The organism is Paenibacillus qinlingensis (genome assembly GCF_031455095.1).
GTDB lineage: Bacteria > Bacillota > Bacilli > Paenibacillales > NBRC-103111 > Paenibacillus_E > Paenibacillus_E qinlingensis_A.
The window spans coordinates 99,272-111,650 of sequence record NZ_JAVDSB010000015.1 but is presented as its reverse complement, the minus strand read 5'-3'; the positions used below and the strand labels follow the sequence as shown (position 1 = coordinate 111,650).

Genomic DNA, 12,379 nt, shown 5'->3' with positions numbered 1-12,379 from the left:
TAGCTGCACAACGTACAGCGAGTCCATCTTATAAAAAGGGTGGCTGAAATCCACTGCTTGGGTACATCACCAAGTTTTCCTCTTCTTCCTCTTTCAAGGTAGGAGTGGCTAACACGAGGATTTTCCCCCATTCTAGTTCCGTTAGGAGCCTTGCTGCCTCTCCTTCTGGCACACCGAGCGCCATAATCTTCGCCCTGAGCTCCTCGCCGCGTGATCGGAATAGATTGGCAATTGACGTGAACAATCCTTCCTCCGCCATCGAAATCTGTTCTGCACCCGTATACTCCGCGACGTAATCTGTACCTTCAGCACTGTGTGTCAGAACATAAATATGATCCTTTTTAAACCCTTCATCATGCAATTGTTGTACTTTGTTCTGTGTATCCTCAAGACTCGATGTCACACTTACTCTGGTATAAGTACTCATGGTATTTCCTCCTCGTCAATGGGGTTTTATTGGGGTGATGCAGTGTTACCTCAAGTTGGCTTGCAGCTTTTAGATGCCTCGACGTCTACCGAAAATTAAGGAAACAACGAACATAATGAGGAAGACAAAAAATAAAATTTTAGCGATACCGACTGCCGTTGAGACAATCCCAAAAAATCCGAAAACACCCGCCACTAAAGCAATAATTAGAAATAACATAGCCCAACCTAACATGGCCAACACCTCTCTCTTCCTCTTCAATAGGGTTCATCTTGCTATGTTATCTATTACCCAGACTCTTTAGGAATGAAACATCTCATTTCCACTGTGGACTTATTTGCTAGCACTCTCTGAATGAAGCAGCCCCTTCTCAAGCCCTTCCAACCGCTTCTCTAAACGTTGCAGCAGCTCCTTGAGCTCCATATTCTCTTGTTCTGCATGATAATTAATGGCAAAGTCTAGAATAGCTTCCTGCTTGTCCCTGGCCGCTTGGCGGTTCTGACTCATCAGAATGACAGGCGCTTGGAAGGCTGAAATACACGAAAGAATAAGGTTCAGCAGAATAAACGGCGGCTTGTCATAGGCGATATTAGTTACATTTATGATCAACCATCCGATTAAAAACACGCTAATGATAAGAATGAACGACCAGCTTCCACCAAAGGAAGCAATGTGATCCGCGAAGCGGTCTAATCGGGATGATTTCTTCTCCTGTTGCTCAATAAGGTGAGATTTAATGCTAACTTGATAGGCATTTACCATCGCAGTAATTCGCTCTAGTTGATCATTATCTAGTTTAAAACCAGGATCGTTGTCCAGTTCCTGAAATAGCTGCTCGGACGTACACGCCTCTGAAGATGCTTTCTCCGTTACTTCTTGCTTCGTCATGTTCTCCCTACTTTCTTGTAAAAGATACACTCTCGTAAGTATGTACCCTTATCTCTTCCAGGGTGAAACATCCTCTACAAATGAGATGTTGCTAATAAAGAGAGTACTTTCCCGAAAGGCAATTCTGAGGAAAGGGAACGAGGATTAGATGTATAAACTACAGCTAATTTATCTAAATCTGACCTGTTTGCAAGTTTAGATGGAAAAGTTACATCTAATTTGTATGGAATTTGAAGAATCGAGCAATTCGAAGGGATTTAACTACAGAAAATACAGTTAACCTTTCGAATTCTAAAAATCCGATTCAAATAGATGGAGAAAATCCAGTTAGATTGCGGGAAGCAACAGTAGCTGAGGTAGCAAATACAAGACTCAAAGGTCATTAACGCAAAAAGAGGCTGTCTCAAAAAGTCTAGATCGACTGTTTGAGAGAACCTCTAACACACACTTCTCCTCTATTCATGTTTACAGTAAATGCGCTCTTGAGGCATGAAGTCATCATACTCCACCCCTTTGGGGACGGAAATGATCGATTCCTTCTTACCAAGGCATAAGTATCCATGTGAGACCAAACTGCCATGAAACAAGCTGTGCACCTGCTGCTGCAACGTATGGTCAAAGTAAATCATAACATTGCGGCATAGAATGGCATGAAATTCATTAAATGAACCATCTGTGACCAGGTTATGCTGGGCAAAAATGAGATTCTCTTTAATCAGCGGCTGAAAGTACGCATACTGATGATCCGTCTTGTAGTATTCGGAGAACGCTTTGGTGCCTCCGGCTTCCAAGTAATTCTTCGTATACATCTGCATTTGCTTCAGAGGAAATGCCCCCCGCTGTGCTGACACAATGGCATTCTCGTTCATGTCTGTCGCGTAAATCTTGGTCTTCTCAGCCAATCCCTCTTCCTGCATGAGGATAGCCATCGCATAAACCTCTTCGCCAGTCGCACAACCTGCATGCCAGATTCGAATCTCCGGATAGTCACGAAGCATAGGCACAACCTGATTACGAAAAGCAAGGAAGAAGCTGGGGTCTCTAAACATTTCGGTCACCCGAATGGACATATCCCCTAAGAGCGTATCCACGAACCCAGGTTCATGGAGCACTTTCTCTAGGAGAGCTGTAATGGACGGCAGTTTTTCCAGTTTCATCCGATTTAGGATTCGTCTACGCAAGGAGGAACGTACATAATGACGGAAATCAAAGCCATACATTTGAAACAAACCTTCTAAGAGAAGGTTAATCTCGATATTTTGCAATTCGTCATAAGGCAGCTCGTCCAACTCAGCGTACGCATCTGTGGAAGATGGACGTATCAATGCTTCTTCACCTGCTTCGTTAACCACACCCGCATGAGCGAGAATAGCTGCTCCATATTGATTGGTTTGGTAATATAATCAGACGCGCCTGCTTCCAAGCATTTTTCTTTCTCACTCTTCATGGCTTTGGCCGTAAGCGCTATGATCGGCAGATCGTGCAGCTCAAGCTGCCCGCGGATCGCTTTCATCGCGTCGTAACCGCCCATGACCGGCATCATAATATCCATGAGCACCAGGTCATAATCACGTTTTTGCGAAAGCATATCCAAGGCATCCTTCCCATTATGCGCAACTTCAACGATAACACCCTTGGTTTCGAGCACGGACACCAGTGCGAATACATTACGGGCATCATCATCGACAAGCAATACTTGTTTACCTTCAAAAAGGTGGGAATCCGTACTGACCGGCAGCGGAAACCGTGAATCCGTTTCTAGAAGCGTCATTCGTTCAGGGGTAGCTTCCAGCCTCTGCCACTCTCCACCAGCTAGTTCAATAGCAGCTGCAATTTCACCTTTAGGTGAGCTTTCTTGGGCGGCATCCTCCGCACTCTTTTCCTTCGCATTCGGAATATAGAGAGTGAAGGTGCTGCCTACGTGCATCTCACTTTTCACGACAATGGTGCCTCCAAGCAATCGCGTAAACTCACGACATATGGATAGGCCGAGCCCCGTACCACCATACTGACGATTCGTCGTGCCATCAACTTGCTGGAACGCTTCAAAGATCATTTGCTGCTTATCGATTGGAATGCCAATGCCCGTATCTTTCACTGAAAAAGCCAAGAGTGTCTCTTCCGGTTGTAGATGAAGAAGTTCTTTGACACGCAGCGATTCAGCAAGCGCAATTTTCAAGCTGACCGTCCCTTTTTCTGTAAATTTAAAAGCATTAGACAATAAGTTTTTCAAAATTTGCTGCAAGCGCTGACCATCCGTCAACATCACGTCCGGCACATCTGGCTCTAGCTCTACTTCGAACTCCAGACCTTTTTGCGCGGCAACCGGAGCGAACATCATAGTCATGGCTTGCGGAATTTCAGTCACATTGACTTCTTCCGTCATAATTTCTATTTTACCCGCTTCTACCTTGGATAAATCCAAAATATCATCAATAAGTGCCAGGAGATCTTTCCCCGCCCCATAAACGACATTAGAATAATCAACAACCTCCGACATCTCCATGTCGCCATTACTCTCTGCCAGCATCTGCGATAAAATCATAATACTATTCAGCGGCGTACGCAGCTCATGGGACATATTCGCCAAGAAGTCCGACTTGTACTTCGAGCTTGTTTCCAGCTTCATGGAGTAGTCCTCTAGCTCGTCCTTCGCTTTTTTGAGCTCGAGTGCTTTCTGCTCTGCAAAGTGATTCTGTTCCTCCAGGAACTCGTTCGTCATTCGCAGCTGTTCCTGCTGCATCTGGAGTTCCTCAGACTGCGTCTGAAGCTCTTCGGATTGCGCTTGGAGCTCTTCGGTCAGAATTTGCGATTCGGAAAGCAGACGCTCTACTTCCATTCGGCTGCGAACACTCGTGATCGCGGTTCCGAACTTATCTTGCAAGGAATCTAGCAGTGTCAGATGTTTGGATTGGAAGTGATCGAGAGAAGCAAGCTCAATAACTGCCTCTGTTCTTCCCTCAACAAGAATAGGGGCCACAAGCAAACTGCGAGGTCTAGAACTGCCTAAGCCGGATGTGAGCTTCACATGATCCTCTGGTAAATTATCTACTAGAAAAATCCGCTGGTCTAACGCACACTGACCTACAAGTCCTTCACCGGAGCGGAAGCTGATCGATGACATCTCCTGACCTATGGACGCGTAACCTGCTATTTTCTCATAAGAAGGCTTGCCATCGGTATGCTGTCTCAGGTATACGACGCCATAACATGCGCCAAGCATAGGGGCCAGTTTAGAAATGACCATCTCGCATAGTACCTTACTATCACTAATCCCTTGATATAAGGTGGATATATCAGTAATTCCCTTCTGAATCCAACTTTCTTTCTCTAATTCGGCTAACAAGTCATTGGTCGCCTCAGCCAGATGGCGAATCTCGTCATTAGAAGTAACATCAATTCTAGATGAGAGGTTGCCCTCGGCAGAAGAAATCTCACGAATCTTTTGACTAACCTGCCCGATGGTTCTTGTTATCGAATTGGAAAGCACCAAAGCCACAACAATAGAAATGAAAGAGATAAGGCCCAAAAGCGAAAAAAGAACAATCCGCAGGTTACTTGTGCTCCCCTTTAACTGTTCCACACGCGTAGAAGTTAACTTTTTCTCCGTTGTTAAAAAGGAATCAAACTGTAACCGCATTTCATCCATTATTTTCTTGCCTGAGTTTAACTTAAAGAAATTATTAAGTCCTGAGGTATCATTGTTCTTCTTCAAAAGGACAGCTGGTTCACTAGCTGTTTTCACGTAATTCCGAATGGTCGTTTCTAAGGTTTTCAGACTTTGTAGTTGAGCTGGGTTATCATTAACGAGTACACTCAACTTCGTATAATTATCCATCCAAGTTCGACTGCCGGAATCATACGGTTCTAGATACTGCACATCTCCTGTAATAACGAATCCCCGCATCCCTGTTTCCATATCCAAAATATTTTTTTGTAAGGAACCTAGTAGATCATGCACTTCAATATCATGAACGGAGACAAAGTCGACCTCTTTCTGAAGATCAGACATACGGTTACTTACGACCAAGAGCGCAATCCCAAGGCATAAAATAATAGATAAATAGCCAATTAATATTTTGGCTTTAATCGTCACATGAATAGACTTAAACATAAGGATGTGCCTCCAAGTACAGAGATTTGCAGCATATTATGTAAACATACTGCAAATCTACTATACCACATCAACGCGGTAGCTAGAATGTAATTAATGTGTTTCCGATGAAATTTTTACCAGCAGCTGTTCTAGTTCTGGGGAGGAATCGGGGTAGGCCAAGCTCATGCTTTCTAACGCGTGTACAGCAATTTGCAGCACCGCCCAATCTCGGTACCACCTGTGATTCGCAGGAACAACATACCAGGGAGCGGTAGCCGAACTGCAACTTTTAAACACAGCTTCGTAAGCTTGTTCATACGCCTTCCATGACTCACGTTCAACCAAATCATTTTTATCAAATTTCCAGTGCTTTGTCGGATCCATCAGTCGATTCTTCAGCTTGGCTAGCTGAAAATCCTTGGAGATATGCAAAAAAATCTTAACGATTTTAACACCGCTGCTCTCTAGTAATTTCTCAAATTGGTTAATTTGCTTAAATCTACGCTTTGCCTCTGAATCCGTAACCATACCATGGACTCTCGTTATGAGAACATCTTCATAGTACGAACGAATAAAGGCGCCAATCATCCCCTTGGCAGGTACGATTTTATGCGCCCGCCACAAAAAATCATGAGCAGCCTCTTCTTCCGTAGGCGTCCGGAAGCTGTGAACTTCAAAGCCTTGCGGATGTAATCCGCCAAGCGCATGTTTCACAACCCCGTCCTTCCCACTGCAGTCCATCCCTTGGATGACAAATAGGACGGAGAGCTGTTTCTGAGCGTAGAGGATGTCCTGCAGTTCTTGCAGACGCTCGGCAAGTCGTTCCATCTGGGACTCCGCCTCTTCTCGGTCATGTAGACCTTCCGTTTCATCGGGGTTTATGTTGGCTAATCGAGTCTTCTTATCTGGATCCAAGCGAAAATGACGATAAGGCATACAAAGTCTCCTTTATGACTGTTGTGATAAGACGGTCTTTAACTTTATCATGGCACGTTTTTGAATTCTTGAAACACTCATCTGAGAAATACCAAGCTGATCCGCGATATGCCGTTGAGAATACCCTTCATGATAGATCAAGCCAATGATTTGGCGCTCTTCTTCTTTCAGACAGCTCATCGCCTCTTCTAGATCCATCTGCCTCTCAAGCGCAGCATACTCATTCGTTGTCCCAGCAATCATATCTCCAATGGTTGCACTGTCACCCTCTGTTGCAAGAGGGGTGTCGAGCGAGGTGTAATGATAATAGTCGCGCCCAGCTAAAATCTCTATCGTTTCCTCTGGACTCAACTCCAGGTATGCAGCAATTTCATCGACATTGGGTGAACGTTCCAGCTTAACCGTCAATTCATCTAATGCTCGTTGAACTTGTGAACCCTTCTCCTTAATACGTCTGGGAACCTGTATGTACCATGATTTGTCACGAAGGTAGTTTTTGAGATGGCCAATCACACATTTCATCGCATACGCTTCGAAGGGAATATCCATCGTGCTGTCATACTGCTTAAATAAGCGCAACATCGACATTTGCCCAACTTGAAAGAGATCTTCATATAGATCTGGGCGGCTTCGCGACATTTTGCCAGCTGCCATACGAACGATAGGTTCGTAGTGCAGCAGCAATGCCGTAGCCGCCTCTTCACATGCTGTTTCTTTGTATATCTTCATTTTGGAATACATTTCGTATAAGGGCTTAGAGGTAGCGGAAGATGCCTTAGCATTCATACCAGTTCCTCTTTTCTACTCGCCTGCCCTGCCAACTGTTTCGTGAGTATAATTTCGGTCCCCTTACCTGTGTGTGTCAGTACCTGCACCTCATCCATCAGTGCTTGCATCAGAAAGAGGCCTAAACCACCAATATTGGCTTCGCTAATTGATTTATTATGCAGGCTCGTGTCATCATGGTTAGTTTGCACATAATGAAAGCTGCGGCCTTCATCTTTGACCGATATTTTCATGAATCCGTTACTGCATTCAAATTGGAGTTCTATGTTTCCTGACTGCCCCTCTTCATAAGCATGCAAGATTGCATTATTACATGCCTCGGCTACAGCCACTTTCATATCTTCAATATCTTCAAAGGCGAAGCCTGCTTTGGTGGCAACACCATATAACGTTAATCTCACAATGTCTAAATAGTCTGCTTTGGCGGGTATCGTCAGTCCGATGTATGGGCTCATATGATCTCTTCTTTCCTTTCTGTTACACGCTCGGATTGATCTAAACGACCACTGTTTTCTAAATAACGGGCAATACCAGTTAGCTCAAACAATCGCTGAATTTTGGCCGGAACGTGGTGGATACGAAGAGGTGCCTGCATGGCCGCTCGAATCTTAAGGACAGAGACAAACATCCCGATCCCCGTACTATCAATGTAGCGTAATTCCTTCAAATCTAAAGTTAATGCCTCATCATACTTGTTGACAACCGAATCTAACACAACAGCCAACTCAGGCGCTGCAGATAAATCGAGTTCTCCACTTAAGTATATCGTATTCTCATTTCCATTCGAATGTTTATAGACAAAAAATTTGCGTATAGCGTTCACGTGATGACCCCTCTCTATTTGACACGGCTAGCATGCGAAGTTGTTTTTTTGGATCTGATTTGCTGCCACATCTCAATGGACATTGCAGCTCCTTGTAACAGCGTCTTCCATTTGGAGACGATCTTAGGCGCTTCGCTTGGTATCCCTGTTTGTTTCACAGCAGAAATCAAGCCTGAAGCGGATTGCTTGACAGAGGTTGTTAATTCTTTCATCACTTGGCCGACGTCACTCACGGAGCTGAACAAACTGTTGAGTTTCGCTAGTTTCACTCGCACGTCGATGGCCATCTCATTCGTATTGAGAATAACATCCTTCACATCTGACGTAATCTCAGTTACTTCATTCTTCATTTGAGCCATTGTACTCGTTATTTCATCAAGCGAATGTTTGAGTGATTTTAACGTTTGAATCAAATAAAACACGAGAAACACGAAAGCTACCGCAGCAATAATGGCACTAATTTGAACTAACATTTGAATCCCCCCTGACGGCTTAGTTATTAAGTAGTACCCCAATCGTTTGAGTTTGAAACATCCTTATTTTTCAAAATTATTATTTTAACATTCGTGTTTCAAATCGAACTAGCCGGGGTATTTCATGCTATACACCAATTTGCTTTACAGAATGAATAGTGGAGGGATTACAATGGTCAAATTAGCAACGAAAGCCAGTCCAATTACTAACCTGCTGGATAAGCAAGTCGCCAACTTCTCGGTTCTCTATATGAAGCTGCATCATTTTCATTGGTATGTGAAAGGTGAGAATTTCTTTACCTTACATATTAAATTTGAGGAGCTTTATACCGAGGCTGGGCTCCATTTGGACGTCATTGCGGAGCGAATGCTTTCCCTTCGCGCCAAGCCGACAGCTACTTTACAGGAACAGCTACAACTAGCTTCCGTTAAAGAAGCGAAGAACATGGAGTCGGCGGAGGAAATGGTTAAGCAGATTTATACCGATTTCACCGCCGTATGTGCCGAACTCACCGAAGGCATTGAGTTGGCCGAAGAGAACAAGGATCAACCGTCCGCTGATATGCTGATTAGCATTCGATCATCATTGGAGAAACATAACTGGATGCTGGAAGCGTATCTGGGTAAATAAAAATATAAAAACCACGGAATGGCGGTTAACCCGTCAATCCGTGGTTTTTGTCTGCACATATTTAACAAGCGTAACCTCTGTCCCGTCTTGCGTATCGATCTCGACTTCATCCATTAAAGCCTGCATAAGGTAAATGCCTAGACCACCGGTTTGCAACTCACTTGGCGAAGTACCCGAGAACGGTCCTGTCTGCCTATTGGGGTCGTGAGTCTCATAACCAGTGCCATCATCCTTCACTTTTACCCGTAAGAACCCTTCGCCAAACTCATAACTAATCTCAATTTGGCCGTTGCCAATCTGGGGCTCACCATGCAGGATCGCATTATTGCACGCCTCGGAAACTGCTACTTTTAAATCTTCGATATCCTCATAAGAAAATCCCATCTTAGAGGCAACGCCGTATAGACTCAGTCTTACCAAATCCAAATATTCTGCCGATGCCGGAATTTGTAAGCGAATTACACTCATGCGCTGCCTTCGATCCCTTCGTTAAGGAATCCTGAAATACCCGTTAAATCGAAAAGTTTGCGAATTGTGGATGGAATATGATGCACGGCAAATGGCATCTTCAACTCATCTCTAATTTTCAAAGCGGAAACAACAATCCCAATACCTGTACTATCAATATATCTGAGCTGACTTAAATTAAGGATTAACGCCTTATCCTCTCGGTGAACAACGGCCTCGAGTGCTTGACGAAACGTTTGAGCTGCTGCCAAATCTAACTCGCCACTGATATAAAGCTGGATCGATTTCTCTAGTTCTACTTGTTCAACCTGGAACTTTTCTGCAGACATGAGCCACACTCCTTTAGTTAAAGTCATTACCTAAATAGTAACAAGGCTCCAGCTTTTATACAAGTTCACTTGTATAGAAGCCTTCACCTGAACATACCTGTAAGCTGGCTTTCCCTAGGGGAGCCAGCAGTTACGGGGCATCTTTTTTCTTACATGATGCCCTTTTTTTCAGCAACAAAGGGATGAGTAAGCTCTCCGCAAAGCACGGCCCCTTGCTCGACAACTACCTGTTTGTCCAATATGACGTAATCCAAATACACACTAGATTCGATGGCACAGTCCTGCATGATTACACTATTTCTTACGCTGGCCCCTCGGCTCACGGTTACACCTGGGAACAAAATACTGTTTTCCACGTAGCCTTCAATTCGGCAGCCTGGACCCAGAAATGAATTACGGACTAACGAAGCCTCATGGCAATCAATATCAAACTCCTCTTCTTTGCACGTGTACACAGATTCCTTATTCATCATAAATTCCTTCCACCCTTGCGGTTGCAAGAGCCTCATACTGTGCGCATAATAACTTTCAATGGAATCCATGATGGCTACATAACCATGATTAGCATAGCCCTGAACATGCAGGTCTACCAGATGCGCATAGATCATGTCCTTCAAGTACCCGTGATAGCCCCGCTCGACGCTCTGTTCAATGATATGAACCAACAGCTTCCTGGACAACACCATCGTTTCTAAATCGATACGATGCGGCGTCAACGTCGGGAGCTCATGATAGACGTGTGAAACGCTAATCACACGACCTTGCTCGTTCATCTCCAAGTTGAACGCTTTACCGATATGAGCATCACGGTCAATCTCCGCAACATGCTGATAGAGCAGCGTAATGTCTGCCCCGCTGATCTTATGGTAATCGACCATATTCTCGAAATTCATTCGATAAATCACACTGCTTGGCGCCAGTAACACGTACTCCTCTGTGCAAGTCTTTAATTCCTCAAGATGACTGTACAAATGATACAAGTCACCCTCCTGGGACAGCCGGGTTTTTGCAGGCGCAAGGATCGAGACACCGCCTTCAGCTCCTGTTAACCCCCAATGCTGGCCGTCGCCAACGTGTTCCAATAGCGAATCCGCCTTGGGGCTAGCAAGCAGCAACACCTTCTGAATGCCCGAATTGCTCATGTTGGAAAGCGCAAAATCGACTAACCGATACCGACCTGCAAAAGGCACCGCACCCACACAACGATTGCGTGTCAATGTCGATAAGTCATCCTGTTCATTCATGAGGTTGATCATGCCAAGAACATTTTTCATGATGAGCTCCTCCTTCACATTTAGCACCACTTACATCGTAAGCATTCAATTAGGGGTTGCTTTAGCCGAAATTCACCCTCGTATTCGTCAGTTTGACAGGGATTGTCGCTGGATAGTGACGTCCAACCACCGTTTTCTCAGCAATCACAGAGATGCTATCGCTTCCAGGCTTGCCAACAATGGCGCCATCTTTGATGACGGCTCCTTCCCCCACGATCGCATTGAGGATAAGTACGTTTTTACCAATGCTTACGCCCGGCATGATGATACTGTTCATCACCCTGCTGCCCTCGCCAACCCGAACACCTTCGGAAATAACCGAATGACTAACACTTCCTTCAATCTGGCAGCTGTCGCCAATCATGGCATTATTCACTCTAGCAGTTAAAGCCACATAACCTTTGGTGTACTCCCGTTTTGGCGTTAACAGAGGCCACTGCTCACTATTGATTTGCAAATGGGGATTATATCCCAGTAAATCCATATGAGATTCCCACAAACTTTCGATCGTACCGACATCTTTCCAATAGCCCTCATAAGGAAAAGCCGATAAATGAGCACCTGCTTGCAGCAGTCCTGGGATAATATTTTGACCAAAATCGTGATTCGATGTTTCGTCATTTGCATCCTCTTCCAGGCATGTCTGGAGGACATCCCAGTTAAACAGATATACGCCCATGGACGCCAAATTGCTTATCGGATTGCGCGGTTTCTCGCTAAAACCAGTAATACGATCCTCCTCGTCCGTGCTCATAATTCCGAAGCGGCTCGCCTCTTCCATTTTGACTGGTGTAACTGCAATCGTAGCCACAGCGCCGGATTTCTTGTGATGGGCCAGTAATTCTCTATAGTCCATGTTATAGATGTGATCTCCAGAAATAATCAGGACATATTCGGGGGCATACGCTCGTAAGAAAGAGGCATTTTGATGTATCGCATCAGCCGTACCCGAGTAGGCATTAGGCGCCCCAATCTGCCTTTCCAGCAGCGAAATTCCCGTGCGCTCACTCGTCATACCCCATGCTTCTCCATTGCTGATATGGGCGTTTAACACAGCTGGCTTATATTGTGTCAGAACACCAATTGTGTTAATCCCGGAATGACGGCAGTTGCTCAACGTAAAATCAATAATTCGATATTTCCCTCCAAAATGAACAGCTGGTTTGGCGTTATTCTTCGTTAATGGACCTAGTCTAGTCCCTTCCCCACCTGCTAATAGCATAGCTACACATTCCTGCTTCATCATCG

The 12,379-nt window shown here is 44.8% G+C and carries 15 protein-coding genes; 1 reads left to right on the top strand and 14 read right to left on the bottom strand.

All coding sequences use genetic code 11. From position 1 onward, the window contains the following. Positions 1-28: 28 nt before the first annotated feature. The 10 genes from J2736_RS27360 to J2736_RS27315 form a co-directional block, all read right to left on the bottom strand. A complete protein-coding gene (locus J2736_RS27360) occupies positions 29-427 on the bottom strand; it encodes a YflT domain-containing protein (RefSeq protein WP_310501749.1) in 399 nt (132 codons plus the stop codon). A gap of 69 nt (positions 428-496) precedes the next feature. After that, positions 497-661 carry a DUF1328 domain-containing protein gene (locus J2736_RS27355; RefSeq protein ID WP_310501801.1) on the bottom strand — a complete coding sequence of 55 codons (165 nt, stop codon included), beginning with the start codon at positions 659-661 and terminating at the stop codon, positions 497-499. 99 nt (positions 662-760) lie between these two features. Continuing rightward, entirely contained in the window at positions 761-1,315 is a 555-nt protein-coding gene (locus J2736_RS27350; RefSeq protein WP_310501748.1) for a DUF1003 domain-containing protein, read from the bottom strand. A 455-nt stretch (positions 1,316-1,770) separates the two neighbouring features. Continuing rightward, entirely contained in the window at positions 1,771-2,640 is an 870-nt protein-coding gene (locus tag J2736_RS27345; protein WP_310501747.1) for a CheR family methyltransferase, read from the bottom strand. Next, positions 2,637-5,429 carry a CHASE3 domain-containing protein gene (locus J2736_RS27340; RefSeq protein ID WP_310501746.1) on the bottom strand — a complete coding sequence of 931 codons (2,793 nt, stop codon included), beginning with the start codon at positions 5,427-5,429 and terminating at the stop codon, positions 2,637-2,639. Before J2736_RS27340 ends, J2736_RS27345 begins: the two co-directional genes overlap by 4 nt. Before the next feature lie 93 nt (positions 5,430-5,522). Beyond that, positions 5,523-6,347, bottom strand: a complete 825-nt coding sequence (locus J2736_RS27335) for a PPK2 family polyphosphate kinase (protein WP_310501745.1) — start codon at positions 6,345-6,347, stop codon at positions 5,523-5,525. A gap of 12 nt (positions 6,348-6,359) precedes the next feature. Then, positions 6,360-7,133, bottom strand: coding sequence for a sigma-70 family RNA polymerase sigma factor (locus tag J2736_RS27330; RefSeq protein ID WP_397341719.1), 774 nt, complete (start codon positions 7,131-7,133; stop codon positions 6,360-6,362). Next, on the bottom strand, positions 7,130-7,588 hold the full coding sequence (rsbW, locus tag J2736_RS27325) for an anti-sigma B factor RsbW (protein ID WP_310501744.1): 459 nt from the start codon (positions 7,586-7,588) through the stop codon (positions 7,130-7,132). Before rsbW (J2736_RS27325) ends, J2736_RS27330 begins: the two co-directional genes overlap by 4 nt. Then, positions 7,585-7,956 (bottom strand): STAS domain-containing protein, encoded by a 372-nt coding sequence (locus J2736_RS27320; RefSeq protein ID WP_310501743.1) that lies wholly within the window; start codon positions 7,954-7,956, stop codon positions 7,585-7,587. The genes rsbW (J2736_RS27325) and J2736_RS27320 overlap by 4 nt, the downstream gene beginning before the upstream one ends. Positions 7,957-7,970: 14 nt before the next feature. After that, the gene (locus tag J2736_RS27315) at positions 7,971-8,429 is read right to left on the bottom strand and encodes a DUF948 domain-containing protein (protein ID WP_310501742.1); all 459 of its coding nucleotides are present in this window, start codon (positions 8,427-8,429) and stop codon (positions 7,971-7,973) included. A 172-nt stretch (positions 8,430-8,601) separates the two neighbouring features. On the opposite strand from J2736_RS27315, the gene J2736_RS27310 reads away from it, so the two are divergent. Beyond that, a complete protein-coding gene (locus tag J2736_RS27310) occupies positions 8,602-9,060 on the top strand; it encodes a Dps family protein (RefSeq protein ID WP_310501741.1) in 459 nt (152 codons plus the stop codon). Positions 9,061-9,093: 33 nt separating this feature from the next. On the opposite strand, the gene rsbW (J2736_RS27305) is transcribed toward J2736_RS27310, so the two are convergent. The 4 genes from rsbW (J2736_RS27305) to J2736_RS27290 form a co-directional block, all read right to left on the bottom strand. Continuing rightward, the gene (gene rsbW, locus J2736_RS27305; protein WP_310501740.1) at positions 9,094-9,528 is read right to left on the bottom strand and encodes an anti-sigma B factor RsbW; all 435 of its coding nucleotides are present in this window, start codon (positions 9,526-9,528) and stop codon (positions 9,094-9,096) included. Beyond that, complete coding sequence (locus J2736_RS27300) at positions 9,525-9,857, bottom strand: STAS domain-containing protein (protein WP_310501739.1); 333 nt, start codon at positions 9,855-9,857, stop codon at positions 9,525-9,527. The genes rsbW (J2736_RS27305) and J2736_RS27300 overlap by 4 nt, the downstream gene beginning before the upstream one ends. Before the next feature lie 149 nt (positions 9,858-10,006). Continuing rightward, the gene (gene glgD, locus J2736_RS27295; RefSeq protein ID WP_310501738.1) at positions 10,007-11,131 is read right to left on the bottom strand and encodes a glucose-1-phosphate adenylyltransferase subunit GlgD; all 1,125 of its coding nucleotides are present in this window, start codon (positions 11,129-11,131) and stop codon (positions 10,007-10,009) included. Positions 11,132-11,192: 61 nt separating this feature from the next. Beyond that, positions 11,193-12,377 carry a glucose-1-phosphate adenylyltransferase gene (locus J2736_RS27290; protein ID WP_310501737.1) on the bottom strand — a complete coding sequence of 395 codons (1,185 nt, stop codon included), beginning with the start codon at positions 12,375-12,377 and terminating at the stop codon, positions 11,193-11,195. Positions 12,378-12,379: the final 2 nt, after the last annotated feature.